General features: G+C 73.8%; 23 protein-coding genes, 1 tRNA gene and 1 riboswitch. Of the genes, 11 read left to right on the forward strand and 13 right to left on the reverse strand.

Annotation, left to right across the window (positions count from 1 at the left end; all coding sequences use genetic code 11):
• Positions 1-25 precede the first annotated feature (25 nt).
• Entirely contained in the window at positions 26-1,051 is a 1,026-nt protein-coding gene (locus ACIQVI_RS05560) for a LacI family DNA-binding transcriptional regulator (protein WP_403591385.1), read from the reverse strand.
• A gap of 351 nt (positions 1,052-1,402) precedes the next feature.
• On the opposite strand from ACIQVI_RS05560, the gene ACIQVI_RS05565 reads away from it, so the two are divergent.
• Positions 1,403-1,474: transfer RNA gene (locus ACIQVI_RS05565), tRNA-Pro, on the forward strand.
• A gap of 3 nt (positions 1,475-1,477) precedes the next feature.
• Positions 1,478-3,799, forward strand: coding sequence for a hypothetical protein (locus ACIQVI_RS05570; protein WP_403591388.1), 2,322 nt, complete (start codon positions 1,478-1,480; stop codon positions 3,797-3,799).
• Between the two features lie 79 nt (positions 3,800-3,878).
• Here ACIQVI_RS05570 and ACIQVI_RS05575 read toward each other — a convergent pair whose 3' ends face one another.
• Complete coding sequence (locus tag ACIQVI_RS05575; RefSeq protein ID WP_351970781.1) at positions 3,879-4,679, reverse strand: CbtA family protein; 801 nt, start codon at positions 4,677-4,679, stop codon at positions 3,879-3,881.
• Positions 4,680-4,693: 14 nt separating this feature from the next.
• On the reverse strand, positions 4,694-4,921 hold the full coding sequence (locus ACIQVI_RS05580) for a CbtB-domain containing protein (RefSeq protein WP_351970780.1): 228 nt from the start codon (positions 4,919-4,921) through the stop codon (positions 4,694-4,696).
• A gap of 39 nt (positions 4,922-4,960) precedes the next feature.
• Positions 4,961-5,123, reverse strand: a riboswitch (cobalamin riboswitch).
• Positions 5,124-5,247: 124 nt separating this feature from the next.
• Between ACIQVI_RS05580 and ACIQVI_RS05585 the strand changes: the two genes are divergently transcribed.
• Positions 5,248-5,817 carry a histidine phosphatase family protein gene (locus tag ACIQVI_RS05585; protein WP_351970779.1) on the forward strand — a complete coding sequence of 190 codons (570 nt, stop codon included), beginning with the start codon at positions 5,248-5,250 and terminating at the stop codon, positions 5,815-5,817.
• Positions 5,818-5,875: 58 nt separating this feature from the next.
• On the opposite strand, the gene ACIQVI_RS05590 is transcribed toward ACIQVI_RS05585, so the two are convergent.
• From ACIQVI_RS05590 to ACIQVI_RS05600, 3 genes are read right to left on the reverse strand one after another with little or no spacing between them, the layout of a single operon-like run.
• Positions 5,876-6,955, reverse strand: coding sequence for a FecCD family ABC transporter permease (locus ACIQVI_RS05590; RefSeq protein WP_403591392.1), 1,080 nt, complete (start codon positions 6,953-6,955; stop codon positions 5,876-5,878).
• Positions 6,952-7,986, reverse strand: coding sequence for a FecCD family ABC transporter permease (locus ACIQVI_RS05595; protein ID WP_403591395.1), 1,035 nt, complete (start codon positions 7,984-7,986; stop codon positions 6,952-6,954). The genes ACIQVI_RS05590 and ACIQVI_RS05595 overlap by 4 nt, the downstream gene beginning before the upstream one ends.
• A gap of 14 nt (positions 7,987-8,000) precedes the next feature.
• The gene (locus ACIQVI_RS05600) at positions 8,001-9,053 is read right to left on the reverse strand and encodes an iron-siderophore ABC transporter substrate-binding protein (RefSeq protein WP_403591397.1); all 1,053 of its coding nucleotides are present in this window, start codon (positions 9,051-9,053) and stop codon (positions 8,001-8,003) included.
• 366 nt (positions 9,054-9,419) lie between these two features.
• On the opposite strand from ACIQVI_RS05600, the gene ACIQVI_RS05605 reads away from it, so the two are divergent.
• Positions 9,420-11,408 (forward strand): SpoIIE family protein phosphatase, encoded by a 1,989-nt coding sequence (locus ACIQVI_RS05605; protein WP_403591400.1) that lies wholly within the window; start codon positions 9,420-9,422, stop codon positions 11,406-11,408.
• 168 nt (positions 11,409-11,576) lie between these two features.
• Positions 11,577-11,867, forward strand: coding sequence for a hypothetical protein (locus ACIQVI_RS05610; protein WP_403591403.1), 291 nt, complete (start codon positions 11,577-11,579; stop codon positions 11,865-11,867).
• 84 nt (positions 11,868-11,951) lie between these two features.
• On the opposite strand, the gene ACIQVI_RS05615 is transcribed toward ACIQVI_RS05610, so the two are convergent.
• Both ACIQVI_RS05615 and ACIQVI_RS05620 read right to left on the reverse strand, forming a co-directional pair.
• A complete protein-coding gene (locus ACIQVI_RS05615; protein ID WP_403591406.1) occupies positions 11,952-12,683 on the reverse strand; it encodes a hypothetical protein in 732 nt (243 codons plus the stop codon).
• A gap of 157 nt (positions 12,684-12,840) precedes the next feature.
• Positions 12,841-13,512: a beta-glucanase gene (locus ACIQVI_RS05620; protein ID WP_351970783.1), complete on the reverse strand. Its 672-nt coding sequence runs from the start codon at positions 13,510-13,512 to the stop codon at positions 12,841-12,843.
• Positions 13,513-13,806: 294 nt separating this feature from the next.
• Here ACIQVI_RS05620 and ACIQVI_RS05625 point away from each other — a divergent pair, with 294 nt between their 5' ends.
• The 4 genes from ACIQVI_RS05625 (at position 13,807) to ACIQVI_RS05640 (ending at position 17,102) form a co-directional block, all read left to right on the forward strand.
• A complete protein-coding gene (locus tag ACIQVI_RS05625) occupies positions 13,807-14,583 on the forward strand; it encodes a TetR/AcrR family transcriptional regulator (RefSeq protein WP_403591409.1) in 777 nt (258 codons plus the stop codon).
• Complete coding sequence (locus tag ACIQVI_RS05630) at positions 14,580-15,353, forward strand: SDR family NAD(P)-dependent oxidoreductase (protein WP_403591412.1); 774 nt, start codon at positions 14,580-14,582, stop codon at positions 15,351-15,353. Before ACIQVI_RS05625 ends, ACIQVI_RS05630 begins: the two co-directional genes overlap by 4 nt.
• Positions 15,354-15,389: 36 nt before the next feature.
• The gene (locus ACIQVI_RS05635; protein WP_403591414.1) at positions 15,390-16,430 is read left to right on the forward strand and encodes an NAD(P)-dependent alcohol dehydrogenase; all 1,041 of its coding nucleotides are present in this window, start codon (positions 15,390-15,392) and stop codon (positions 16,428-16,430) included.
• A 297-nt stretch (positions 16,431-16,727) separates the two neighbouring features.
• Positions 16,728-17,102 carry a VOC family protein gene (locus ACIQVI_RS05640; RefSeq protein ID WP_351970769.1) on the forward strand — a complete coding sequence of 125 codons (375 nt, stop codon included), beginning with the start codon at positions 16,728-16,730 and terminating at the stop codon, positions 17,100-17,102.
• Positions 17,103-17,121: 19 nt separating this feature from the next.
• On the opposite strand, the gene ACIQVI_RS05645 is transcribed toward ACIQVI_RS05640, so the two are convergent.
• Both ACIQVI_RS05645 and ACIQVI_RS05650 read right to left on the reverse strand, forming a co-directional pair.
• Positions 17,122-18,495, reverse strand: a complete 1,374-nt coding sequence (locus ACIQVI_RS05645) for an amidohydrolase (protein WP_403591417.1) — start codon at positions 18,493-18,495, stop codon at positions 17,122-17,124.
• Between the two features lie 157 nt (positions 18,496-18,652).
• Positions 18,653-19,324: a GntR family transcriptional regulator gene (locus ACIQVI_RS05650; RefSeq protein ID WP_403591419.1), complete on the reverse strand. Its 672-nt coding sequence runs from the start codon at positions 19,322-19,324 to the stop codon at positions 18,653-18,655.
• 114 nt (positions 19,325-19,438) lie between these two features.
• Between ACIQVI_RS05650 and ACIQVI_RS05655 the strand changes: the two genes are divergently transcribed.
• Both ACIQVI_RS05655 and ACIQVI_RS05660 read left to right on the forward strand, forming a co-directional pair.
• Positions 19,439-20,497 carry an aminoglycoside phosphotransferase family protein gene (locus ACIQVI_RS05655; protein ID WP_403591421.1) on the forward strand — a complete coding sequence of 353 codons (1,059 nt, stop codon included), beginning with the start codon at positions 19,439-19,441 and terminating at the stop codon, positions 20,495-20,497.
• Between the two features lie 213 nt (positions 20,498-20,710).
• The gene (locus ACIQVI_RS05660; protein WP_403592283.1) at positions 20,711-22,372 is read left to right on the forward strand and encodes a BCCT family transporter; all 1,662 of its coding nucleotides are present in this window, start codon (positions 20,711-20,713) and stop codon (positions 22,370-22,372) included.
• A gap of 95 nt (positions 22,373-22,467) precedes the next feature.
• Here ACIQVI_RS05660 and ACIQVI_RS05665 read toward each other — a convergent pair whose 3' ends face one another.
• From ACIQVI_RS05665 to ACIQVI_RS05675, 3 genes are read right to left on the reverse strand one after another with little or no spacing between them, the layout of a single operon-like run.
• Positions 22,468-23,751: a sugar ABC transporter permease gene (locus tag ACIQVI_RS05665; RefSeq protein ID WP_403591423.1), complete on the reverse strand. Its 1,284-nt coding sequence runs from the start codon at positions 23,749-23,751 to the stop codon at positions 22,468-22,470.
• Positions 23,748-24,524, reverse strand: coding sequence for an ATP-binding cassette domain-containing protein (locus ACIQVI_RS05670; RefSeq protein ID WP_351970764.1), 777 nt, complete (start codon positions 24,522-24,524; stop codon positions 23,748-23,750). Before ACIQVI_RS05670 ends, ACIQVI_RS05665 begins: the two co-directional genes overlap by 4 nt.
• Before the next feature lie 50 nt (positions 24,525-24,574).
• A complete protein-coding gene (locus ACIQVI_RS05675; protein ID WP_351970763.1) occupies positions 24,575-25,657 on the reverse strand; it encodes a substrate-binding domain-containing protein in 1,083 nt (360 codons plus the stop codon).
• Positions 25,658-25,741: the final 84 nt, after the last annotated feature.

The raw sequence follows: 25,741 nt of genomic DNA on the forward strand, positions 1-25,741 counted from the left end.
GGGCCCGCCGTCTCCCGTACGGGGATCAGGCGGAGGCGCGGCGGACCAGCGAGGTCGGGGTGATCACGGAGCCCGGGATCTCGGGCCCGGTCCCGTCGAGCAGCCGCATCAGCAGCTTCACCATCAGCCGGCCCATGCCCTCGATGTCCTGGTGCACGGTCGTCAGGGCGGGGGAGGTCCGGTCGACCACCGAGGCCATGTCGTCGAAGCCGACGACCGCCACGTCCTCCGGGACCCGCACCCCGCGCTCCCGCAGGGTGCGCAGCGCGCCCGACGCCATCAGGTCGTTGGCGACGAACACCCCGTCCACGTCCGGCCGCCGGTCGAGCAGCTCCGCCATGGCCCGCGCGCCGCTCTCCTCGGTGAAGGCGCCCGCGCACAGCAGCTCCGGATCGGCGTCGTGGAGGACGTCCCGGTAGCCGTGCAGCCGGTCGATCGCCGAAGTCTGGTCGGCCGGACCGGAGATGTGGGCGATGGTCCGCCGCCCGAGGTCCACCAGGTGCCGCACCGCCTCCCGGGCGCCGCCCCGGTTGTCGCAGTCGACGAAGGGCACGGCCGGACCGCTGCCGGGGGCCGGACGCCCGCCGACGACCACCGGGATCCGCGCCCCCTCGATCACGGCCGGCAGGGCGTCGTCGCTGTGCAGCGAGAACGCGAGCGCGCCGTCCACGTGCCCCCCGCCGAGATAACGGGCGATCCGCTCGTGGTCCCCGGGGCCCTCCACCCACAGCAGCACCAACTGGGAGTCGTGCGCCGTCAGTTCCCGGCTGATGCCGCGCACCTGCTGCTCGAAGAACGGGTCCGAGAAGATCCGGAACTCGGGCTCCGCGATGATCACGGCCACGGCGCCGTTGCGCCGGGTGACCAGGGTGCGGGCCGCGTGGTTGGGGACGTACCCGAGCTCGTCGACGGCTCTGCGGACCTTCTCGACCAGGGGAGCGCGCACGCCCGCGCCCCCGTTGACGACCCGGGAGGCCGTGGCGCGGGACACGCCGGCGCGCGCGGCGACGGCTTCCAGCGTGGGGCGGGGCCCCGTGGTCTGCTCGGGCAAGGCGGGCGCTCCTCGACTGCGTCGGCCGGGCGGTGTACCGGATCGTGCGGGGCGCGCACGGGTACGGTGCGCGTTCTCGTCCGGTTCAGGATATCTGTAGCCCCCACCTTCTGAGAGCGCTCCCAAGCAGAATGCGTCCGGCTCCGGCCGGAGAACGGCACGCACCCCGGTCGAGCCTGCAGCCCGCCCCGGTTGAGTCTGCGGCGTACCCCGGCCGACTCCAAGGCGTACCCCGCCCGAGTCTGCGGCGTCCCCCTCGCGACTCCGGGGCGCACCCCGCTCGACCCCGTGGCCCGCCCCGGAGAAATCTCGTTGCCCCCTCCCGACGCCCTCACTACCGTCAGGGCCCTACGACGTGTAGCTCAGCAGCAGAGCGCCGGGCTCGGGACCCGGAGGGCGCGGGGGCGGAACCCGCCACGTCGGCTTATGGACACCCACGCTGACGAGCAGCCGCAGATCCCTTCCGCCTCCTACGCCGAGGGCCGACTGGCCCGCGCCTTCACCACCGCCCTCACCCACGAGGATCCCGCCACGCGCGCCCGTGCCGGGGAACGGGTCCGCGGCTGGCGCCGGGTGCTCTCCGGAATGGCCGACGGCACGCTGCGGATCGGCTCGCGCACCCCCGTCCGGGGCCTGCCCGCCTGGGTGACCCCGGAGGTGCTGCACGGCGGCTTCGCCACGGGCGGTGCCAGGGCCGGCGGCCCCCTCCTGCCGTACGAGGCCGAGGCGGCGCGGAAGGCCGGCGTACCGGAGGACCGGGAGGCCCTCTTCGCCCACTGCCTCACCGAGGAGGGCCTCGCGGAGCTGTGGGCGCTCCTCGACGGCGCCCGCTACGAGGTGACCGTCCCCGAGGAGGCCGCGCTGCTCACGGTGGCCTGGCTGGTGCGCGCGGGGGAGACCGAGGCGGCCCTCGGACTCGTCCGGGAGATCAGCCCGTTCGCCGGCACGCTGCGCTTCACCCCGCGCCCGTCCGGGGCCCCGGCCCCCGACACCGGCGCCGTGCACCGCCGCACCGTCGCGCAGACGGGCGCCGCCCTGGCCCGCCGGGGCCCGAACGACGCCGTCGAGACCCAGCGCGAGGCGCTCCGCGTCTGGCGGCCCTTCGCCGACGAACTGCTCGGGCACTGGCTGGAGACGGCCGGCCCCGACCACCGGGTCCTCGACCGCGACCCCGGCGACGGGTGGCACGCGCGCGGCGCCGCCCTCCTCGACCGCTACCGGGTCCTGGCCCGCGAGCACACCCGCTGCGGCGGACACCGCGACCCCAAGGGCAACCCCGGGATCCTGCGCGGGGCCCTGGAGGAGACCGTCGCCGGCCGCCCGCTCGACGCGCGGCGCCTCGGGCTCCTCCGGCACGCCGTCGCCTCGATGGTCCGCAAGCGGGGCCTGCCCGGTTCGGAGCGGCACACGGCGGTACGGAGCGCCCGGGCGGCCCAGGCCGCGCTGCCCTCCCACCACGACCTCGCCCGTCTCGTCGCCGACCGGATGTCCGGCCTCCCGCAGGACGTCGGCGCGACCGATCCGGCCGCGCTCCTCGTCCCGGTGAGCGGGGCCGAGCAGCGGAGTTCCGGCCTGCCCGCCGGGACGGCCGTACCGCCCGCGATCCGCCGCGTGGTCGAGAGGGCGCGGAGCGCGCCCCTGCCCGTCCTGGTGGAGCTCGGCGTGGTCCCCTCCGCCGAGGTGATGGCCGAGCTCGTGCCCCAGCTCGTCGCCGCCGAGACGGCCGGGGCCTACCGGGACGCGCCGCTGCGCGCGCTCATGGCGGCGAACTACCGGGCGTTCCGCGAGCGCCGCTCGCTGCTGCTGCTCGACCTGGAGCGGCAGGTCCGGCCCGAGGAACTGCCCTGGGTCCGCGCGGTGTCGGCGCAGTACCGCACCGACGCGCGCGTGCGCGACTCCGCGCACGCGACGCTGCGGCACCTCGCCGAGGTCGCCGTCGACGGGTTCCCCGGCACCCTGCTGCCCAACCCGCTCGTCCGCGAACTGGCCGTCCTCGCCCGCCGGGCCGGTCTGGACGCGCCTCTGGTCGAGGAGCTGGCCGCCGACATCTTCACGGGCACCTTCAGCCCGAAGTTCCAGGCGGCCGCCGCGGCGGCCGGGGAACTGCTCGAAGGATCGCTGTACGCGCGGTACTACGGCATCGACTACGCGGCCGTCTACGTGCTGTCCGACGAGGAGGGCGGCCGGGGGACCTCCCGGCGGCGCGCCGCCCGGGACGCGTCCGCGTTCGCCGCGCTGTGCCGCGAGCGGGCCGGCGGGCACGTCCCCGACAGCGTGGCGGGGAACGGGGCGGTGATCGAGCAGTCCCAGATCCTCACCACCCACAACCTCGCCACCCTGGTCCACCGCGTCGGCGTCGCACCCGCCTCCGGCTGGGCGGAAGCGGCCCGCCGCTGCTTCGTCACGGTGTGCCGCCTGACGGACCGGGCCCGGCGCGAGCCGCGCCCGCTCGGCACGGTGAAGGACGCGGCGTACGCCTGGCGGCAGATGCTGTTCCACCTGTCCCGGTGCGACGGGGTGACGGCGGCCGGGGTGCTGGCCCGGATGCCGGAGGAGACGGCCCGTCACCCCGCCCCGGTGGGCGCCCTCCTGGAGCCGGCCCTGGCCGGCCTCCGGCTGGTGGCCGACGGGGGTTCCTTCGCCGCCGACGGCACGGCGGACGGCGGACGCGCCCGGCGGCTGACCGGATGGACCACGACGGGCGACCACTGGCTGTGCGCGGGGACCGGACGCGCCGGTCCGCGGTGACCGGCCGGAGCGGTCGCCCGGACACGGAACCGCCCCGCGTGCCAGGAGCACGCGGGGCGGTTCCGTACGGGTCGGCCGGTCAGCCGGCGGCCGGAGCCCCGACCCGGGCCGGGGTCTCCGCGTCGGACGCACGGGCGGCCAGCGCCTTCTGGGCGAGGTAGCCGAAGACGACGGCGAACACCACCCACAGCACGACCTGGACGCCGAGCGAGGCCAGCCGGAACTCCCACAGCAGCTTGGCCGGGAAGCCCGCCTTGACCGCGTCGTCGTTCGCCGGCAGGACCGCGAAGGCGATGCCCGTCACGACGAGGAAGCCGAAGCCGGCGGCCAGGCTCGCGTTCCAGTTGCCCAGGCGCGGCGCCAGACGGCGGCCGAGGATCACCGCGCCGACGCCGAGCAGCACGCTGAGCAGGATCATCAGGAAGAACAGGGTGGTGCGCTTCCCGATGGTGTCGGGGTTGCCGACGGCCGGCGGCGTCGCCGGGTACTTCAGGAACGGCACCAGGTAGACGGTGGTGAAGGCCGCGGCGGCGGTCAGCGCCGCGGTGGCCCGCGGGCTGAACCGGCCGATGCGGCCGAGCGCGAAGGAGAAGGCGAGCGCGGCGACGCCGCCCAGCGCCACTCCGTAGACGAGGACGCCGGTGGCCAGGCCGAAGGTGGACTGCGCGGAGCGGCTGACCACCTCCTCCTCTTCCTCGGCCTCCGCGCCGCCGTGCCCGGCGTGGGCCGCCTCCTGGGCGGCCTGGGCCTCCTCCACGGCGATGGAGCCGTCCACGGAGGGCTCACCGCCGACGTAGGCCACGGCGAAGGCGAACAGACCGGCTATCAGACCCGCGATCATGCCGCGGATCAACAGGGTTCTCACAGTCGAGGCGTGCATGTGCTGATCGCCTCTCAGTGGCAGGGGAAGCCGAGCAGGTGGCGCCCGTCGTGCACCCACTCGTGCACGTCGGAACCCGCGAAGAGGGAGGTGGCACCCTGCTCGGCGCCCACGAAGTACAGGGCGATCAGCGCGAGGAGGCCGACGAAGAAGGCCCAGGGCAGCACGGCCCGCACGGGCAGCGGAGCCGGTACGGCGACGGAAGGGGGGGAAACGGCAGCGGAGACGGCAGCCTCGGCCATGATGAAACCTCCTGCGGGAACGCGCGTCCCAAACGGTGGTGCAGGACGACGGTCCACGGGTCTGACTCGCCGCGGCCCCCCTTGCCCGGGAAGGCCTCGGCACACAGTGGCGCGACCGTGCCGGGTTCCCACCGGACTTCCGTATCGCCGTCGTCACGCTGTTCAAATGTCGCCTGACGGTACCGCGTGACGTGGACATTGTTAAGGGCGTGAGGCCTGGATCACCTTCCGCGCGCCCCCGGGCGGAACGCCCGCTTCCCCGGGGCCCGTACCGTACGGGGGACCGCTCCGCCGCCCCGTGCCGGCGCCGACCGAGAAGGATCCCGATGACAGTCCGGCTGACCCTCGTCCCGCCCGCCACGAACGACGCGCTGCGCGAGGTCCGGTTCGACGACGACGGCCCCCTCGACCCGGCGGGACGTGCCCGCGCCGAAGCCCTCGCGGCCGCCGTGGACCCCGCCACGCGCGCGTACGCCTCGCCGTCCGCGCGCTGCCTCGGCACCGCCCGGGCCCTCGGCCTGCGGGCCGAGCCGGCGCCGGGCCTGGCCGGCTGCGCCATGGGCCGGTGGCGGGGGAGGACCCTCGAAGACGTCGCCGCCGCCGAGGAGGCCGGGCTGGCAGCCTGGCTGTCCGACCCGGAGGCCGCGCCGCACGGCGGGGAGTCCCTGCGCGACCTGCGCGTCCGGGTCGGGGCCTGGCTCGACGCGCTCCGGGAGGGGTCGGGGCGCGTCACGGCCGTCGTCGAACCCGACGTCGTCCGCGCGGCGACGGTCCACGCCCTCGGGGCGCCGGACGCGACCGCCCGGCGCCTGGACGTCCGCCCCCTGACGGCCGTCCACCTCAGCGGCCGGAGCGGGCGCTGGAACCTGCGCGTCGGCGAGCCGTTCACCGGATGACGCAAACGGGGAGGGGGAGGATCACCCGGTGGTCCTCCCCCTCCCCGCCGTACCCGCCTCAGACGGGCCGCTTCCACTCCCGCAGCAGCAGATAGCCCAGGTACACCCCGCCGACGGCCATCGTGTACAGGCCGACCGGCAGGTCGTCGAAGAACGGCAGCTGCTGGGCCGCGAGGTCCGCGAGGACCAGGAGCAGGGCGCCGAGCAGGGCCGACATGACGAGCTGCGGCCCGCCGCTGCGGGTGACCCGCTTGGCGATCTGCGGCGCCGTCAGGGAGACGAAGGCGATCGGACCGGCCACGCTGACCGCGCCCGCCGACAGGACGATCGACAGGGCGACCGCCGCCGTCGCGGTCCGGTCCGGGCGGGCGCCCAGACCGGTGGAGAGGTCGTCGCCCATCTCACCGATGCTCAGCGGCCGCGCGAGGAGCGCCGCCAGGGGCAGGCAGACGAGCAGCACCGCCCAGATGACCGTCGCGTCGTCCCAGGAGCGGGCCGAGAGACTGCCGTTGATGTACGCGGTCAGGGCGCTCGCCTTGTCGCGCTCGACGGCGTACACCACGTACTGGGTCAGGGCCGTCGACATGGCGGCCACGCCGATGCCCGCCACGACCAGGCGCCCCGGGTTGCGGAACCCGGTCCCGGTGGAGACGTACACGAGCGCCATGGCGGCGACCGCGCCGACCAGGGCGCCGACGGAGACCGGGACGGTGTCGGGGAAGAAGAGCGCGGCGGCGGCCGCGCCCGCTCCGGATCCGGCGCTGAGCCCGATCACGTCGGGGCTGCCCAGCGGATTGCGGGTGACCGACTGGAACAGCGCCCCGGAGAGGCCGAAGGCCGCGCCGGTGGCGACGGCCACCACGAGCCGGGGGCCGCGCAGCCGGTTCAGGACGAAGGCGTTCTTGCCGGTCGCCTCGCCCATGAGCGCCGACGGCAGGTCGGCCGGGTGGATGCCCAGCCGGCCCATCGAGAGCGTCGCGACGGCCGCCGCCAGGAGCAGCAGCACCGACAGCGCGGCGGCGACCAGCGAGGAGCGGCGCACGGGGATCGCGACCCGGGGGCCGAGCCGTACGAGGACGCGCCCCGCCGGACGCGGCGGCACCACGGCCGGCGTTTCGGTCCGGTCGACGGTCTTCATGCCGCTCCCCTCATGCGACGGACCGCGAAGAGCAGCGCGGGCGCGCCCACGAACGCGGTGACGACGCCGACCATCAGCTCCTCGGGGCGCAGCAGGACCCGGCCGACGACGTCCGCGAAGAGCAGCAGCGTGGGGCCCGCGAGCGCGGTGAACAGGATCTGCATCCGGAAGTCGGCGCCCACAAGCCCCCGGACCAGGTGCGGGACGGCGAGCCCGACGAAGGCGATGGGGCCGACCGCCGCCGTGGCCGCCGCGCTGAGCAGCGTGGCGGCGAGCAGCCCGGCGCCCTTGACCCGGGCGGGGCTGATGCCGAGCGAGGCGGCCTTGTCGTCGCCCATCGCCATGGCGTTGAGCCCGGGCGCGAGGACGACGGCGAGGAGCAGCCCGGCCGCGGCGAACGGCAGCACGGCCCACAGGGCGTCGAAACCGCGCCCGCCGAGCGAGCCCACCACCCAGTAGCGGTACGTGTCGAAGACCTTCGGCCGGGACAGCGCGACGGCCTGGATGAACGCGGCGAGGACCGCGGAGAGCACCGCGCCGGCGAGCACGAGCCGCACCGGGCTTGCGCCCCCGCCGGCCGTGCCGATGAGATGGACGAGGACGCCGGTCACCAGGGCGCCGACGAGGGCCCACCAGATGGTCTCCCGCTGCCCGGACGCGCCGAGGAACGCGGTGGCGGCGACGATGCTCGCGGACGCGCCCGCGTTGATGCCGAGGAGTCCCGGCTCGGCGAGCGGGTTGCGGGTGACGCCCTGCATCAGGGTGCCGGCGATCCCGAGGCAGAGACCCGCGAGCACGCCGAGGGCGGTGCGCGGGTAGCGGCTCTCGACGACGGTGCGGAGGTACTCGTCACCGCCGCCGGTGACGACCCGCAGGACGTCGGCCGGGGACGTCGGCCTGCTGCCGAACATGACGCTGGCGAGCAGCGCCAGGGCGAGCAGGACCAGGCACAGGACGGCTGCTGCGAGGTACCGGGCAGGGCCCCGCCGTCGTACGGCGGGGCCCTGGGCGGTCCGGGAGAGTGTGGTCACGCCGGAATCCGTGGTTACTTTCCGGCCTTGGCGACGGCCTTGTCGATCATCGGCAGGTAGCGCTCGATGCTGTACGGCACCGTCAGCGGGTTGATCATCGAGGAGGCGGTGACGAACGGGGTGTCGTGGCTGTAGACCAGCGCGCCCTTCTTCACGGCGGGGATGGCCGCGTACAGCGGCTGGGCCTCGACCGTCTTGCGGGCCTTCTCGTCCATGTAGAAGGTGAAGGCGATGTCGCTCTTCGCGAGCTTGTTGGCGTTCTCCAGGCCGATCAGGGCGGAGTCCGTGCCCTCGGTCTCCTTGAACTCGTTCACGACCGGGTCGACCTTGAGACCGAGCTTGGAGACCATCGCGACGCGCTGCTCCTCGGGCTTGAAGATGCCGAGGGTGCCGGGGCCGGTGTTGTAGATGTACGAGAACGTGACGTTCTTGTAGTGGGGGCGGGAGGCGGCCGCGTCGGCGAGCTGCTTGTCGATCTTCGACTCCAGCTCCTTGGCCTTCTCCGGCTGACCGAGCGCCTTGGCGATGATCTCGATCTGCTGGTCCCAGTTCGTGCTCCACGCCTTCTCGGGGTAGGCGACGGTCGGCGCGATGTCCTTGAGGACGTCGTACTGCTTCTGGGTGAGACCGGACCACGGGGCGAGGATGACGTCGGGCTCCAGCTCGGTGATGGCCTCGATGTCGAGCTCCTCACCGCCCTTGAACTGCTTGGGGAGCGTGCCGCCGGACTTCGTCACGGCCTCGTGGATCCAGGGGAGGTAGCCGGTCTTGTCGCTGCCCCAGGGGTACTCCTCGATGCCCACCGGGACGTTGCCGAGGGCGATGGCGGTCTCCGCGGAGCCCTGGCCGAGGGTGACGACGCGCTTCGGCTTGTCCTTGATGACGGCGTCGCCGAGGGCGCTCTTGATGGTGACGGGGAACGCGCCCGCCGGAGCCTCGGACGCCGAACCCGCCGCGCCGTCCTTTTTCTCGTCCGCACCGCATCCGGTCACCATGAGGCCGAGCGAGACCGCGGCGGCCCCCGCCACGAGGGCGCGGCGGCGAAGAGGGGTGAACACAGAAGGCATGACGGTTCCTTGTCTCCGGGCAGAGGTGTGCGACGCCGCGCCCATGCCTCTCGGACGTGATCACGCAGAGGCGGCGGCGGTCGCGAACGCTTGTTAGGTGAGCCTAACCTATTCGCTTCCGTGCTCGAACGCCAGGGGCGCCGATCTTCACGGGGGAGCCGGAAGGGAAGGGGGCGGACGGCGTTCGGTGCGCACACGAACGGGGTAGCCGCCCGTGTGGCGCGGGCCACCGCGGCACGGTCCCCTGGAGGATGCAGGGGTTCACGCGCCGGAAGGACGAAAGGCTCACAGGATGATCGCACCGGATCACGGGCGGGCCGACGGGCGGCCGGATCCCCCGCCGGCCCGGACGGGACCGGAGGGGCGATGAGCCCCGCGAGGGCCCTCGACCCGAAGCTGTTCGACGCGACCGTGGCGGCGGTCGCCCTCTTCGGCGGACCCGAGCACCTGCTGATCTACGTCAACGCGGCCTACCGGAGGATGCTCGGCGACCGCCCCCTCCGCAGGCCCGCCCACGAGGCCTACCCGGAACCGGCCGCCACGCGGTTCCTGGCCGTCCTGGACGACGTCCTCGCCACCGGACGCCCCCGCCAGCTCACCGACTCGCTGCTGCCCGTCCCCGGCGGTCCGGACGAGGTGCGCTATTTCCTCACCTCCTGCACCCCCGTCGCCACCCCGGTCGGCGACGGCGTCCTGGTCGTCACCCTGGAGACCACCGCCGAGACCCGCGCGCTCCAGCGCTTCGAGGCCCTGGTGACGGCCGTCTCCCAGATGGTCTGGGTGGTGCGCGCGGACGGCCGCGTCGAGGAGATCGTCCCCGGCTGGGAGAAGCTGACCGGCACCCCCCTGCCCGACGAGGAGGGCGAGGACTTGTACGTCCACGTCCACCCCAGGGACCGGCAGGCGCTCGTCGACGCCTGGCGCCGGGCACTGGACCGGAGTCCCCCCGAGATCTACCAGAACACCTTCCGCCTCCGGACGGCCGACGGCTCCTACCGCCACATGTCCACGCGCTGCGTCCCCATCGTGCGGGACGGGCGGGCGGAGGAGTGGATCGCCGCCACCGTCGACGTCGAGGACACCTGGGGCGCGGAGCTGCGCGAGCACCTCCTCGCCCGGGTGGCGCAGGCGTCGGGCGGCGGTCTGGACACGGCGTTCGCCGCGGTGGCGGACTCGGTCGTCCCCGAACTCACCGACGCCTGCGTGATCCTGCTCCTCTCCCACGAGGAGTGGCCGCTCCCGGAGCACGCGACGGTCACGGCCCGGCGGGTCGCCTCCGCCACCCGCTCCGGACTTCCGCCCGCGCCCGCGCCGATGGGGCAGAGCGTCACGGTCACCCCGGTCATGCGGGAGGTCCTGGAGAGCCGCGAGCCGAGGACGTTCCGGCTGCCCCCGGGCGGCGGGGTCCCGCCCGGCCTGGTGCCGGAGGTCACCGAGCGGTGGCTCACCGCCTCCGACGCGACGAGCATGACCCTCGTCCCCCTGGTCGTCGACGACATCGTCCTCGGTTACGCCACCGCCGCCACCAGCGGGGACACCCCCGTCCCCGAACCCGCCGACGTCGAGCTGCTGCGCGAGGTCCTGCACCACGCGCAGCGGCCCATCCGCAAGGTCCTCGACCTCCAGCAGGCCCGCCGCACCGCCCTGAGCCTCCAGCGCGCCCAGCTCACCCGCCCGCCCGCGGTCCCCGGGGCGAGCCTGGCCGCCCGCTACCAGCCGGCCAGCCCGGCCAACGAGATCGGCGGCGACTGGTACGACGCCATCACGCTCCCCGACGGCACCCTCGTCCTCGACATCGGGGACGTCGCAGGACACGACCTCGGCGCCGCCACCGTCATGGGCCAGATGCGCAGTATGCTCCGCGCCCTCGCATGGAACAAAGGTCCCGAATGCACGCCCGCGGCCGTCCTCGGGATGCTCGACGACGCCGCTGAAGGCCTCCACGCCGGCTCCTTCACCACCGTCGTCCACACCCATCTGCGCCGGCGGCCCGACGGCACCTGGCGGATGACCTGGTCCAACGCCGGGCACCCGCCGCCCCTGCTGATCCCCGCGCGGGGCGAGCCCCGCTTCCTCGGCGGCAGCGGCGAGGACCCGCCGCTCTGCGTCGTCCCCGGATTCCCCCGGACCACCCACACGCACGCCCTCGCCCCCGGCGACACGCTCCTGCAGTACACCGACGGGCTCATCGAGACCCCCGGCACCTCCCTCGACACCGGGCAGCGGTGCCTGCTGCGGGCGGCCGCGCTCCACCGCGACGAGGCCCTGCCCGATCTGCTCCGCCTCCTGCAGGACCTCTCCGACCACCGCGACGACACCGCCATGATCGCCTTCCGCGCGGAACCGGCCGGCTGACGCGCGCCGAAACGCCTCCGATCTGCGAAGGACCGGTTTTTCCCGGGGCGCGAGTCACCCGAATGCCGCGTTCCCTCCGAGCGGGGGTGTCGTTGAGGGGATGTGTCATCAGCAGTGCCCTTTTTATTCGAATGTGATGACCTTCGCCGTGGGCAACAGGAGGAACGCATGTATGAAGGAACCATTCCTCTCGAGGACTTCCTCGACACGATGAACCGTTTGCAGGCCGATTTCGAGCGGCGCCTGGGCGGCATCCAGCGCGATGTCCCGCGGAATTCCCCGCACCCCGCGCGCACGCAGGAGACGGCGGGCTTCCCGCCCTCCTGGCGGTCCGACGACATGACCCGGCCCCTCGGTATCGAGGCCATCTGGACCGACGCGCGCCGGGAGACGGCGGCGCGGCCCGACCGTCCGGAGGAACCTTTCTCCGCCGGGTATCCCGACTCTTTCCTCGACTAGCGACCGGCGGCTGACGGCGGGCCGAGAAGAAACGTTCACCCAAGATCCCGCCGCCTCTTTGGGGGCGGCGGTGACGGGAGAAGGTCAGGCCGGTGCGCCCCAGGCCTTCGTCAGGCCGTCCAGCCACGCGGGCGGCAACTCGGCGGCGTCCCACTCCTCGTACAGCGCGGCGGACGCCGCCGCCAGCCGCTCCAGGACGGCGACGCTGGTGGGGGAGTGGACGAGGGTGTAGCGCCCGTGGAGCGTGATGGCGCTGCCCGGCCCGTACTCCGCGTACAGCCGCTCCAGACGCTCCCGGTGGGTCGTGGCGAACTCCGCCAACCGCCCCGGGTACCGGGAGCGCTGACGGGAGCTCATCGTGCGCAGGACGGCCCCGAGCACCTGCTCGGTGACCTCCGGATCGAGGTCGGAGACGTCGGTGAAGGAGAGGTAGATCGGGGTGACCGCCACCTTGGTCCGCTCCATCTCCGTGCGTCCGACGGGCGGCCGGTCGTCGGGGGAGTCGGCGGTGGGATCGGCGGCGAGGGCCTGCCGCAGGGCCCGCTCGGCAACACCGCCGAGCTCGTCCGCCACGACCCGGGCGCCGTCGAGCCAACCGGCGGCATAGGCCTCGCCCTTCCCGTCCGGAGCGCTCCGGACGGCCCCGCCGATCTCCTCGTACGCGAGGGCCAGGGCGCCCGCCTCGACGAACCCGATCATCTCCTCCGCGTCGCCCGACCAGACGCCGGCCCGGGCGAGCAGCTGGAGGAGCGTCCTCTTCGCGTTGAGCACACTGGCCGCGTCGAGCCGCTGCCGTCCCTCTTCGGCGGTGGTCATGGGGTCCTCCTCGTCGTACGGGCGGCACGGTGCGGGTGCGCGGAACGCTCTGTTCGAGCCTACGCAACACCCGTTGTCCCCACGACGCTTCTCCCGCCGTCGCGCGCGTCGACACCCCCCTTCCCGTCGTACGGAGAACCACGCGGCCCGGACCCGGTCAGCCGCGGTACACGCGCAGTTCCGTCACCTCGTACGACATCTCGGCCGTGCCCGGCCGGGGCGCCGGGTGGTAGCGGCCCGCGCAGACGGAGAGGTTCACGATGAGGTACGCGCGCCAGGAGCGGCCCACTCCCCGGCGGTCGTCGAAGGCCCGCGCGCCGTTCACCCACCACACCACCGAGCGCGCGCCGAACTCGACCCGGAAGTCGATCCACGCCCCCGGGCGGACGGCCGGGTCCCGGAAGTAGTGGTGGCGCCCCCGGACCCGGTTCGACAGCTCGAGCAGGTCCGGGTTGTCGGGGTGGTACTCGAAGACGTCGATCTCCTGGCCGCCGTCGCGCCAGGTCCAGATCGCCGGCCAGGCGCCGATCTCCACCGGCAGCCGCACCCGGGCCTCCAGGACGTCGCCCGTGCGGACCAGGAACCCCTCGGCGCTGCCCTCGGTGGTGAGCAGTCCCGCGGTCCAGCGGCCGTCGGGCCGGGGGGTCGCCCGGAAGACCCCGCTCCGGCTGTACGCGGGATCGTCCGTGAGGTGGTCGAGCTTGTTGTCGCCGGGGTTGGTCGGACCGCCGTGGGGATACGCCCAGGAGCGGCCGGCCACCCACTGCTCGGCGGAGGAGAAGTCGGCGTCCAGGACGAGGTTCCGGGACGGCCGCGCCTGGCCGGGCACCCCCGCCCCCGTCGTCGTTCCGGCCCCCGGGGGCGGCCCCGTGCCGGAACCGGAACCCGCGCCGCGGCGCAGCAATCGGTCGAAGAAGTCGGACAGCACGGCTCACTCCTCTCACCCGGGCACCCATCGGCCCAGGTACGGTCTGCCCCCGCCCTACTCCCGTCAACCACGGAGGGTCACGAGTTGGCGACAAGTCGTCACCTGACGCCGCCGCGTTTCATCGCGTTCCGGCAGGTGGAGGGGTGGGTGCGAGCGAATGTCCCACTGGGACATTAATGGGTGTACGGTGCAGATATGAGCACGGAACGAGAGCGCCGGAGCCCGCGGCGCGGCCCGAAGGGGACGCGGACCAGGGAAGCGCTCGGCGAGGCCGCGCTGCGACTCGTCCTGGAGCGCGGGCCAAGCGGAGTCTCCGTCGAGGACGTCACCGACGCGGTCGGCGTCTCCCGGCGGACCTTCAGCCGCTACTTCGCCTCCAAGGAGGAGGCCGTCGTCGACGGCATCCGCGCCGACTGCGCCCGGATCAACGAGGCGCTCGCCGCCCGCCCCGGGACGGAGGCCCCGCTCACCGCCTACCGGGCGGCCCTGCGGATCTGGCTCGCCGATCCGGCGGTCCCGGCCTGGCACCGCCGCGACGGCGTGCGCGAGCTGTTCCGCCTCGCCGAACGCGAGGCGCCCCTGAGGGCCGTGCTCCGGCGCGTCCTCCTGGAGGGCGAGGCGGCCTCGGTGCGCCTGGTCGCGCACCGCGTGGGCGCCGACCCCGAGCGCGACCTGCGGCCGGCCGTCGCCGTGGGCGCCGGCGCCGCCGCGCTCATGGCGGCCACGCGCGCCTGGGTCCTCGACGGCCCCCGGACCGCGCTGCCCGCCCTCGTCGAGGAGGCCTTCGCCCTGCTGGCCGCCGAACCCCCCGCCTGCCGAACCCCCGCCCGCCGAACCCCCGCCCGCCGGGACCTGACCCCGCGTCCGGTCCACCGGCGCCACCACCGACCCCTCTCCCCACCCCACCGTCCGGCCCGACCCGCCCCGAGGGCCGACCCCGACCGGACCGCACACCCCGAGGAACCCCCATGACGCACCCCTCCACCCCCGACCCCCAGGAGTTCGCCGGCCGGACCGCTCTCGTCACCGGCGGCGCCTCCGGCATCGGCCTGGCCGTCGCCCACCGCCTCGCCCGCGGTGGCGCCGCCGTCGCCGTCGCCGATTACGACGCCGAGAAGGCGGCCGCCGCGGTCGCCGAACTGACCGGCCAGGGCGCCCGCGCCCTCGCCGTCCGCATGGACGTCACCGACGACGCCTCCGTCCGGGAGGGCGTCGAGGCCACCGTCGCCGCCCTCGGCGGCCTGCACCTCGCGGTCAACAACGCCGGGGTCGCCGGCGCCCGCGTCCCGATCGGCGAGACCCCCGCCGAGGAGTGGCGGCGCGTCGTCTCCACCAACCTCGACGGCGTCTTCCACTCCCTGCGCCACGAACTCCCGGCCGTCGTCGCCTCCGGCGGCGGCGCCGTCGTGAACATGTCCTCCATCCTCGGCACCAACGGTTCCGCCGGCAGCGCCGCCTACGTCGCGGCCAAGCACGGCGTCGTCGGCCTCACCAAGACGGCGGCACTCGAATACGCCTCCCAGGGGGTACGTATCAACGCCGTCGGCCCCGGCTACATCGACACCCCCCTCCTCGCCGGAATCGGCCGGGAGGCGTACGACGCCCTCGTCGCCCTGCACCCCGCGGGCCGGCTGGGCCGTGCGGAGGAGGTCGCCGAGCTCGTCGCGTTCCTGCTCTCGGAGCGGGCGTCGTTCGTGCACGGCAGCTACCACCTCGTCGACGGCGCCTACGCCGCCCGCTGAGCCACCGGAAAGAGCGAGAGCAAAGGACACCCCGTCATGAAGGCACTCCAGTACCGTGCGGTGGGCGCCCCGCCCGAGGTCGTCACCGTCCCCGACCCCGAGCCCGGCCCCGGGCAGGTGCTCCTCAAGGTCACCGCCGCCGGCGTCTGCCACTCCGACATCGCCGTCATGAACTGGTCCGCCGACCAGCTGCCCTTCCCGCTGCCCCTGACCCTCGGGCACGAGGGCGTCGGCACCGTCGAGGCGCTCGGCGCGGGCGCCGAGGGGTTCGCCGTCGGCGACGCGGTCGCCGTCTACGGCCCCTGGGGCTGCGGCGCCTGCTTCATGTGCGCGCAGGGCAAGGAGAACTACTGTCTGCGGGCCGACGAGCTGGGCATCAGGCCGCCCGGCCTCGGCGCCCCCGGCGCCATCGCCGAGTACATGGTCGTCGACAGCCCCCGCCACCTCGTCCCGCTCGGCGACCTCGACCCCGTGCGGGCCGCGCCGCTCACGGACGCGGGCCTCACCCCGTACCACGCCGTCAAGCGGTCCCTGCCGAAGCTCGTGCCCGGCAGCACCGCCGTCGTCATCGGCACGGGCGGGCTCGGCCACGTCGCCATCCAGCTGCTGCGGGCCATGACCGCGGCCCGGGTCGTCGCCCTGGACGTCACCGAGGAGAAGCTGGCCCTCGCCCGCGCCGTCGGCGCGCACGAGACCGTGCTCTCCGACGCGTCTGCGGCCGCCGCCGTCCGCGAGCTGACCGGCGGCCGGGGCGCCGAGGTCGTCCTCGACTTCGTGGGAGCACGGCCCACGGTGACCTCGGCGGGCGCGATGGCCGCGGTCGAGGGCGACGTCACGATCGTCGGTCTCGGCGGGGGCGCCCTGCCCGTCGGCTTCGGCTCCCCGGCGTACGAGGTCTCCGTGGCCTCCCCGTACTGGGGCACCCGGGCCGAGCTGATCGAGGTCCTCGACCTGGCCCGCGCCGGCGCCGTCGACGTCCACGTGGAGACCTACGCCCTGGACGACGCGCCGAAGGCCTACGAGCGGCTGCACGAGGGGCGCGTCGACGGACGCGCGGTCATCCTGCCGAACGGCTGACCGCCCCCGCCCGCCGGTCCGGTCCGGACGGCGGAGGACGGGCGCGCGGCCCCAACTCCCTTGAGCACGCGCGCCCGATCCCCCGAAACGACCTTGCCCCAACCCGTGCCGGTCACGTAACGTCCTGCGACGTGAACACCGGACCGGCTATACGCCACACACGGACGGGCGACCCGGTGGACGACTGACGGCTCGGCGGATGCGCACGACGCATCCCCTCCGTTCGACACGAGGACCGCCCGGTGCGCGAGCACCGCGCGTCCCCCTTTCCTGTCGAACAAGAGCGAGGTCGTCCCCATGTCAGTCACGTTCAACCACACCATCGTCGCGGCCAAGGACCGGCACGAGTCGGCGCGTTTCTTCCGGGAGCTCCTCGAACTCCCCGAAGCGCCCTCCTGGGGTCCCTTCGTCAACGTCCAGCTCCCCGACGGCGTACTGATCCAGTTCGCCGAGCCCCCGGTGGAGATCCAGATGCAGCACTACGCGTTCCTGATCGACGACGAGCTGTTCGACCGGGCCTACGCGCGCCTGTGCGCGCAGGGCGTCGAGCACTGGGCCGACCCGCAGATGCGGCGGCCGGGCGAGACGAACACCGACCACGGCGGCCGCGGGGTCTACTTCAAGGACCCCGCGGGCCACGCGATGGAACTGATCACCCGCCCGTACCTGTAGGACCCGCCCGGGGCCGGCCTCAGTCGAGGAACTCCCCGTCGCGCGCCACGACCGCCCCGCCGTGGACGACCACGTCCCGGCGGGGCATGTCGACGACCACCTGCGGCAGGCACTCGCCCCGCACGAGGACGAAGTCGGCCGGGGCGCCCGGCGCGAGGTCGGCGTGGGCGAGGCCCATGACGTCCGCGCCGCCGTGGGTCGCGACCCGGTAGCACTCCGCCAGTTCGTCGTCGAGCCGCACGTCCGTCATCCAGCCGAGGATGTGGGCGCGGTGCAGCATGTCGGCGTTGCCGAACGGGCTCCAGGAGTCGCGCACGCCGTCCGAGCCGAGGCCGACCCGCACCCCGTGCTCGCGCAGCCGGGCGATCGGAAGCACCAGCGAGTCGGACGGCGCGACCGTGGTGAGGGCGATGTCCTGCTCGCCCAGGTCGGCCGCGACGGAGCCGAGTTCGCGGTCCGAAAGGCCGGGCAGGCAGAAGACGTGGCTGACGGTCACCTTGCCGGCGAGGGAGAGGGCGCGGGTGCGGTCGATGATCCCGCGCAGGGCCTTCAGGCCCGTCTCGCCCCGGTCGTGGAGGTGGATGTCCACGCCCACGCCGTGCCGGTCCGCGATGCCGAAGACGAGGTCGAGCTGCTCGTCGAGGGCACGGTCGAAACCGATCGGGTCGATCCCGCCGATCATGTCCACCAGGCCCTCGCGCGCCGCGCGCTCCAGGAGCGCCGCCGTGCCCGGGGTGCGGACGACGCCGTGCTGCGGGAAGGCCACGATCTGGACGTCGAGGGCGTGGCGCAGCCGCTCGCGCGCCTCCGCGACGCCCTCCGCGCCCGCCAGGCCGTAGGCCGGGGCCACGTCGGCGTGGGCGCGCATCGCCCGGGTGCCCCGGGCGACGGCGTGGCTCATCAGGCCGTACGCGCGTTCCGCGACGGGACGGCGCTGGGCGCGGAACAGCTCCACGTCCTGGGCGACGTAGTCCGCGATGCCGTCCGCCGGCTTCCGCGACACCCAGGAGCCGCCCCAGGTCGTCTTGTCGGGGTGGACGTGCGCGTCCACGAGGGACGGCAGGGCGATGCGGCCGCCGCCGTCGACGACCTTCGCGCCGCGCGGCGCCGGACCGGCCGAGATCCGGCCGTCGACGACCACCAGGTCCCTGGCCCTCGCCGCGCCGAACGGGCGCACGTCGCGGAAGACCACGGCCTTCGGACGGCGTCCCGGGGCGGGGGACGCGGCGGTGGCGGCAGCCTCGGCCCCGCTCCCGGTGGCGCTGGCGGTGGTGGCGGCCTGGGCCGGAACGGCCGTGGCGGCCGCCGTGGCCGTGGCCCCGGCCAGAGCGGCGGCCCCGGCCAGCATCGTGCGGCGGGAGAGCGCGCCGGGGGAAGACGGGGACGGCTGCATGGGGGCTCCTTCGGCGATGGGCGTCGGTTCCCTGTTTTGTATACCAAGCCACCGGAGGCGAACAAGGACGGTGATCGAGAGATCCCGAAAAGCCGGTTTTTTGGAGCGACGAGGCGTAGGGGTCGAGCGCTTCCAGCGGTATTGGTATACAAATACTTCAGGCGCCGAAGAGCGAGCGCAGCGCGACGGACCTGCTGTCGCGCACGTGCAGCAGCGTGCTCGCGGCCGCCGCCTCCGGGTCGCCCGCGGCGATGTGCCGGTACATCTCGGCGTGCTGGGCCCGCATGTGCGCGGGCTCCTCGCGCATCCCGAACAGCAGCCGCAGCTGCCGGCTCAGCTGCTCCATCGTGCGGGCGAGCAGCGGGTTGCCCGACAGGGCCACGACCTCCTCGTGGAACGCCGTGTGCGCCGCCACCTCGCGGGCCCCCTCGTCCGCGGCCGCCGCCGACTCGGCCTGGCGGAGCGCCGCCTCCAGGGCGGCCAGCCCCTCGCCGCCGCCCGTCGCCACGGCCCGCGCCGCGAGCCGCGACGCCTGAACCGCGAGCGGTTCCCACACCTCGTACAGGTGCTCCACGTCGGCGCGTTCCAGCCGGCGCACGCGCACGCCGCTGTGCGGGAGCAGTTCCAGGAGTCCTTCGGCGACCAGGGCGCGCAGCGCCTCGCGCACCGGTACGCGGGACATGCCGAGTTCCTCGGCGACCTCCCGCTCCACCAGGCGGGCGCCCTGCTCGTACCGCCGGTCGACGATCCGCCGGAGGACGGCCTCCCGTGCCTGTGCGCCGAGGGAGGGCGAACCGGCCCTGCCCGGTTCCGCCGCCTTGTCCGTCACCCTGTCCGCCTCTTCCGTCTCCGCGGCCCCCCGTCGGGCGCGTCCGGGGCGAGGATACGTCGGGCCCCGGATATTCGAGTGCGCCCCCGCCCGGCCCGGTGATGGGATCGGCCGATGCGACAAGAGACATCCACGACGCCCGCGCCGCGCACGACGTCCACGGTCCCCATGTCGGTCGACCGGGGGCAGTTCGCGGACGCGGTCACCCCCTGGGAGGAAGAGGACTGGCGCGCGGCCGCCCTCGCGTGGGCCGGGCGGGCGCTCGACCGGCACGGCCTGCGTGAGACCGGGACCCGCGAGGTCAGGGTCCGCCCCTGGTCGATCCTCGTGCGCTTCCGCACCGGGCCCGGCGAGCGCGACGCGGTCTGGTTCAAGGCGGGCGCCCCGGACAACGCCTTCGAGGCGCCCCTCGGCGACGCCCTCGCGCGCTGGGTGCCCGACCACGTCGTGACCCCGCTGGCGGTCGACGCCGAACGGGCGTGGTCCCTGCTCCCCGACGGCGGCCCCCTCTTCCGGAACGTCCTGGACGCGGGCGACGCCGGACCGGACTCCTGGGCGCGGGCCCTCGCCCAGTACGCGCACATGCAGCGGGCGCTGACCCCGTACGCGGACCGCATGACCGCGCTCGGCGTGCCCGACGCCCGCACCGCCCGGCTGCCCGCCCTCTTCGACGCCCTCGTCGCGGACAACCCCACCCTGGACCCGGCCGCCCGCCGCGACCTCACGGCCGGGCGCCCCCGCCTGCTCGACTGGTGCGCGGAGCTCGACGCGTACGGCCTGCCGGACTCGCTCGACCACTGCGACCTGCACGACGGCCAGGTCCTCGCCCCCGGCACCGGCCGCTTCACCTTCTTCGACTGGGGCGACGCCGCCGTCGGCCATCCCTTCGGCAGCCTCCTCGTCCCCGCCCGCGCCGTCCTCGAACGGTACGGACCCGGGCACGCCGAGCGGCTGCGCGACGCCTATCTGGAGCCCTGGACCGACCTGGGGCCCTCCCTCCCGGAGCTGCGCCGGGCCGCGGCGCTCGCCACCCGCCTCGCCGCCCTCGGCCGGGCGGCCTCGTGGTTCCGCCTCTTCCCCGGCACCCCGACCACCGGCTGCTCCGAGGCCAGTGCCCACTGGGTGGGGGAACTCTTCGCCGCGACAACGGTGTTCGAGGACGCGGCGACCTGAGGCCTCGTACCGGGAGGGCGCCGACCCGGGAAAGGAGCGGCCCCGGAGGCCTGTTGGTCCGCCGGGTCGGGCCGCACCTGTGGTACTGCCTTACGGAGACATCGCGATGTTTGTCCCGTAATGCCGTGAAAGGTGCCGCCTGTGTCGCAGGAAGAAGAGAGGCCGGAAGGCCGCCGGAAGGGCGCCGCACGGGCGAGGAGCCGGGGGCTGCCGGTGCTGCCCACCCTCCTCATCCGCTCCGACCGCCGCCACCACGCCCGCACCGACCGGATCGTGTTCGGGGTCACCGCCGTCCTCACCGTGGCCTTCGTCGTCTGGGGAGCCACGGCCACCGACAGCCTGGAGGACGTCTCCAGCTCCCTCCTCGACGGGCTGATCCGCGACGGCGGCTGGGCGTTCATGCTCGCCGCCTCCGGGTTCGTGGTCTTCGCGCTGTGGCTCGCCATCAGCCGCTACGGCCGGATCACCCTCGGCCGGGAGGACGAGGGCCCCGAGTTCCGGACCGTGTCGTGGATCGCCATGATGTTCAGCGCCGGCATGGGCATCGGCCTGATGTTCTACGGCGTGAGCGAACCGCTCGCCCACTACGGCACCCCGCCGCCCGGCACCCATCCCGTCGACTCGGCCGAGCGGATGCAGACCGCCATGGCCACCACGCTCTTCCACTGGACGCTCCACCCGTGGGCGATCTACGCCGTCGTCGGCCTCGCCATCGCCTACTCCAGCTTCCGGCGCGGACGCCGCCAGACCATCAGCGCCGTCTTCGTCCCGCTGATGGGCGAGAAGCGGGCGTACGGCGGTCCCGGCCGGGTCATCGACATCCTGGCCATCTTCGCCACCCTCTTCGGCTCCGCCGCCTCCCTCGGCCTCGGCGCGCTCCAGATCGGCAGCGGCTTCGAAGAGCTGAACTGGATGGAGAAGGCCGGCACCGGGCTGCTCGTCGCCATCATCGCGGTCCTCACCGTGGCCTTCGTCCTCTCCGCCGTCTCCGGCGTGGAGAAGGGCATCCAGTGGCTCTCCAACATCAACATGGTGCTCGCGGCGATCCTCGCCGTCTTCGTCTTCGTGGCGGGCCCCACCATCATCGTGCTCGACCTGCTGCCCACCTCGATCGCCGCCTACATCGGCGACCTGCCGCAGCTGGCCGGGCGCACCGAGGCGACCAGCGGCGACGACATCCACGGCTGGCTGGGCAGCTGGACCGTCTTCTACTGGGCGTGGTGGATCTCCTGGACGCCCTTCGTCGGCATGTTCATCGCCCGCATCAGCCGGGGCCGGACCATCCGGCAGTTCGTCGGCGGGGTCATCCTGGTCCCCAGCACCGTCAGCCTGATCTGGTTCGCCATCTTCGGCGGAACGGCGATGAAGCTCAGCGAGCAGGGCCGACTGGCGGGCGAGAGCACCCCCGAGGGACAGCTCTTCGGCGTCCTCCAGGAGTTCCCGATCGCCGGCGCGATGAGCCTCCTCGTGATGATCCTCGTCGGGATCTTCTTCGTGTCCGGCGCGGACGCCGCCTCCATCGTCATGGGGACGCTCTCGCAGCGCGGCTCCTTCGAGCCCACCCGGCCCGTGGTGGTCTTCTGGGGCGTGGTGACCGGCGCGGTCGCCGCGATCATGCTCCTCATCGGCGACGGCCAGGGCGACGCGCTCGCGGGCCTGCAGAACCTCACCATCCTGGTGGCCGCGCCGTTCGTGCTCGTCATGATCGGGATGTGCGTGGCGCTCATGCGGGACCTGCGCAAGGACCCGCTCATCGTCCGCGGCGAGATGGGGGAGGAGGCCGTCGAACTCGCCGTGATCGCCGGACACGAGAAGTACTCCGGGGACTTCGAGCTGCGGATCGGACCCGGCGAACCGGGCCAGGACGGCCCCTGACGGAGGGCGGAAGCCGGGAGGCGGGAGACGAGAGCCGGGAGGCGGGGACGCCGAAAGCCGGAAGCCGGGAGGCGGAGGCGCCGGGAGCCGCGGGGTCAGGCGCGGCCCGCCGCCTTCTGGCTCCTGCGGGACAGCGAGTCCACGACCACGGCGGCCAGCAGCACCGACCCCGTGATCATGAACTGGACGGCGTTGCTCACGCCCATGATGTTCATGCCCGACTGGATGGACCCGATCACCAGGGCACCGAGCAGCGCCGACCAGACCGAACCGCGCCCGCCGAACAGGCTCGTCCCGCCGATGACGGCCGCGGCGATCACGTTCATCAGCAGATTGCCGCCGCCGGAGGTCTGGCTCGCGGACTGGATCTGCCCGGCGAGGAAGAGACCGCCGATCGCCGCCATGGTCCCGGCGATCGAGAACACCGACATCCGGACGAACGCCACGCCGATGCCCGCCCGGCGCGCGCCCTCGACGTTGCCGCCCACCGCGAAGACCCGCCGGCCGTACGTGGTGCGCCGCAGCACGAAGTCCAGGACCACCAGCAGGACCAGGAAGATCAGGAGCGCCAGCGGCAGCCCCTGGTACCGGTTCAGGACGTACGCGGCGGCGAACGCGAGCGCCGCGAGGACGAGCGTGCGCAGCGCGATCTCGGCGACCGGCCGGGACGGCACCCCGGCCGTCCGCCGCCGCCGGGCGTCCAGGAGCGAGGCCGCCAGGAAGAGCCCGACCCCGACGGCCGCGGTCGCGTAGGCGGCGACCGGGCTGTGGAAGACGGTCGAGTACAGCTCGGCGACGACGCTCTCGGCCGGGATGTTGACCGTGCCGCTCGTGCCGAGCACCTGGAGCATCAGCCCGTTCCAGGCGAGGTTGCCCGCCAGGGTGACGACGAAGGCCGGCACGCCCACCTTGGCGAAGAAGAACCCGTGGATCAGCCCGACGGCCGCGCCGCCCGCCACGGCGACGAGGAGCGCCAGCCACTCGTTCATGCCGTTCAGGACGTTGAGCACGGCGAAGACCGCGGCGCACAGCCCGCTCACCGAGCCGACCGAGAGGTCGATCTCGCCGAGCAGCAGCACGAAGACGATCCCGACCGCGATCATGCCGGTGCCGACGATCTGCTGGCTGAGGTCGGAGAGGTTCTGCGCGGAGAGGAACGTGCTGTCCAGGCTGCCGAACACCGTCCAAATGATGATCACGGCGAGGACGACGGGCAGCGATCCCAGCTCCCCGCCGCGCAGCTTGCGCCGGAACTCCCCGACGTATCCCTTGAGGCCCTCCTCACGGACGAGGAGACGGGTGTCCACGGCGGGCACGGCGCCGGGGGCCGGTTCCTGAGAGGCGTCGTCCGCGCCTTTGGACGGTCGGTCCCGTTTCACGGCTCCTCCCGCTTGCGGTCCCGGCGCCGGGTCACGGCGCTGTCGGTGGCCCCCGTGATGGCGGAGACGATCTCCTCGGTGGTCGTCGAGCGCCGGTCGAAGAAGCCGTTGTTCCGGCCGAGGCGCATCACCGCGATCCGGTCCGCGACCGCCATCACGTCCACCATGTTGTGGCTGATCAGGACGGTCCCCAGGCCCCGGTCGCGCAGCCGCTCCACCAGGTCGAGGACCTCGGCGGTCTGCTCCACCCCCAGGGCGGCGGTCGGCTCGTCCAGGATCACCACCTTCGGGTCCCCGATCAGGGAACGGGCGATCGCCACCGTCTGGCGCTGCCCGCCGGAGAGGGACGCCACGGGGATGCGGACGCTCGGGATGCGGATCGACAGGGTGTCGAGCAGCTCGCGCGCCCGCCGGTCCATCCGGACCTCGTCCAGGATCCCGAACCTGCGCAGCTCGCGGCCGAGGAACAGGTTGGCGACCACGTCCAGGTTGTCGCACAGCGCGAGGTCCTGGTAGACGGTCGCGATCCCGAGGTCCTGGGCGTCGTGGGGCCGGGTGAGGGAGACCGGCCGGCCCTCCCAGGCGATGACGCCCTCGTCGGGCGGGTTCACCCCGGCGATCGCCTTGACGGCGGTGGACTTCCCGGCGCCGTTGTCCCCCACGAGCGCGACGACCTCGCCCGGGTGGACCTCCAGGTCGAAGTCCTTCAGGGCCTGGACCGCGCCGAACCGTTTGGAGACCCCCCGCAGGGTGAGCACGGCTGACTCCGGCAAGGGAACCGCCTCCTCCGTCCGTCCGCCCCGCCGGGGCGGACGGCTCGCGACTACTGGAGACCGGCCTCCTCGCAGGCGGCCGCGTAGGTCGGGGTGCAGATCTCCTGGACCGTGTAGAGCCCGTCCTTGACGACGGTGTCCTTGATGTTCGACTTGTCGACCACGACCGGGGTCAGCAGCGAGGCGGGCACCTTCTGACCGCTGCCGCTGGTGACGGTGGTGGGCGTCAGGTCGGACGGGATCGGCTTGCCCTCGGCCAGGTTGACCGCCATGGTGGCGGCGATGTCCGCCTCCGGCTTGTACGGCTTCTCGACCGTGATGGTCTGCGTGCCGAGCAGGATCCGCTGGATGGCGTCGAGCTGGGCGTCCTGGCCGGTCAGCGGCACGTTCATGCCCGCCGCCTTCAGGGCGGTGGCGATGCCGGCGGCCAGTCCGTCGTTGGCCGAGTAGACGCCGACGATGTTCTCCTTGCCCAGCGCGCTGATGGCACCGGACATCTGCTGGTTGGCGTTGTTCGGGTCCCAGTTCGGCGTGTCGTACTCCTTGCCGATCTTCACCTTGCCGTCCAGGACCGCGTGCGCGCCCGCCTTGAACTCGGCGGCGTTCGGGTCCGTCGGCGACCCGTTGTGCATCACGATCTGCCCGCTGCCCGCCTTGTCGCCGAGCGCGTCGAGGAGCGCCCTGCCCTGGAGCTCGCCCACCTTGCGGTTGTCGTACGAGACGTACGCGTCGACCGGGCCCTGCGCGAGGCGGTCGTACGCCACGACCTTGACGCCCGCGTCGTGGGCCTTCTGCACGGAGGACTGGATCGACTTGGCGTCCACGGCGTCCAGGATGAGGACCTTGTCGCCCTTGGCGAGCGCGGTGTTCACCTGCTGTTGCTGGGTGGTGGCGCTCTCGGCGGCGTTGTAGTAGTCGATCTGCGCGCCGGGCGCCAGCTCCTTGATCTTCGCCTCGATGTAGGGGCGGTCGAACTTCTCGTACCGGGTCGTCTTGCTCTCCGGGAGCAGCAGCCCGATCCTGACCTCGTCCTGCGCCGCGGCCGGCTGCGCCGCTCCGGTCGTCGCCACCGCGCCCAGGGCGAGGGCCGCGGCCCCGGCGAGGGCGATCGCGCCCCGCAATGTACGGCTCATGGAAGGCTCCTTCCGTACGCCCCCTCTCCCGCGCCTCGCGGGCGGGGGAGAGCGGGGGCACACATGGCCTACATATCGACATTA

Origin of the sequence: Streptomyces sp. NPDC098101 (assembly GCF_044760185.1) — a bacterium.
Classification (GTDB): domain Bacteria; phylum Actinomycetota; class Actinomycetes; order Streptomycetales; family Streptomycetaceae; genus Streptomyces.

What these genes read in the sequence shown, in the direction of transcription:
- ACIQVI_RS05570 (WP_403591388.1), top strand. Translation starts at nt 1,478, where the DNA reads ATGGACACCCACGCTGACGAGCAGCCGCAGATCCCTTCCGCCTCCTAC.
- ACIQVI_RS05575 (WP_351970781.1), bottom strand. Translation starts at nt 4,679, where the DNA reads ATGCACGCCTCGACTGTGAGAACCCTGTTGATCCGCGGCATGATCGCG.
- ACIQVI_RS05580 (WP_351970780.1), bottom strand. Translation starts at nt 4,921, where the DNA reads ATGGCCGAGGCTGCCGTCTCCGCTGCCGTTTCCCCCCCTTCCGTCGCC.
- ACIQVI_RS05585 (WP_351970779.1), top strand. Translation starts at nt 5,248, where the DNA reads ATGACAGTCCGGCTGACCCTCGTCCCGCCCGCCACGAACGACGCGCTG.
- ACIQVI_RS05590 (WP_403591392.1), bottom strand. Translation starts at nt 6,955, where the DNA reads ATGAAGACCGTCGACCGGACCGAAACGCCGGCCGTGGTGCCGCCGCGT.
- ACIQVI_RS05600 (WP_403591397.1), bottom strand. Translation starts at nt 9,053, where the DNA reads ATGCCTTCTGTGTTCACCCCTCTTCGCCGCCGCGCCCTCGTGGCGGGG.
- ACIQVI_RS05605 (WP_403591400.1), top strand. Translation starts at nt 9,420, where the DNA reads ATGAGCCCCGCGAGGGCCCTCGACCCGAAGCTGTTCGACGCGACCGTG.
- ACIQVI_RS05610 (WP_403591403.1), top strand. Translation starts at nt 11,577, where the DNA reads ATGTATGAAGGAACCATTCCTCTCGAGGACTTCCTCGACACGATGAAC.
- ACIQVI_RS05615 (WP_403591406.1), bottom strand. Translation starts at nt 12,683, where the DNA reads ATGACCACCGCCGAAGAGGGACGGCAGCGGCTCGACGCGGCCAGTGTG.
- ACIQVI_RS05625 (WP_403591409.1), top strand. Translation starts at nt 13,807, where the DNA reads ATGAGCACGGAACGAGAGCGCCGGAGCCCGCGGCGCGGCCCGAAGGGG.
- ACIQVI_RS05630 (WP_403591412.1), top strand. Translation starts at nt 14,580, where the DNA reads ATGACGCACCCCTCCACCCCCGACCCCCAGGAGTTCGCCGGCCGGACC.
- ACIQVI_RS05635 (WP_403591414.1), top strand. Translation starts at nt 15,390, where the DNA reads ATGAAGGCACTCCAGTACCGTGCGGTGGGCGCCCCGCCCGAGGTCGTC.
- ACIQVI_RS05640 (WP_351970769.1), top strand. Translation starts at nt 16,728, where the DNA reads ATGTCAGTCACGTTCAACCACACCATCGTCGCGGCCAAGGACCGGCAC.
- ACIQVI_RS05645 (WP_403591417.1), bottom strand. Translation starts at nt 18,495, where the DNA reads ATGCAGCCGTCCCCGTCTTCCCCCGGCGCGCTCTCCCGCCGCACGATG.
- ACIQVI_RS05655 (WP_403591421.1), top strand. Translation starts at nt 19,439, where the DNA reads ATGCGACAAGAGACATCCACGACGCCCGCGCCGCGCACGACGTCCACG.
- ACIQVI_RS05675 (WP_351970763.1), bottom strand. Translation starts at nt 25,657, where the DNA reads ATGAGCCGTACATTGCGGGGCGCGATCGCCCTCGCCGGGGCCGCGGCC.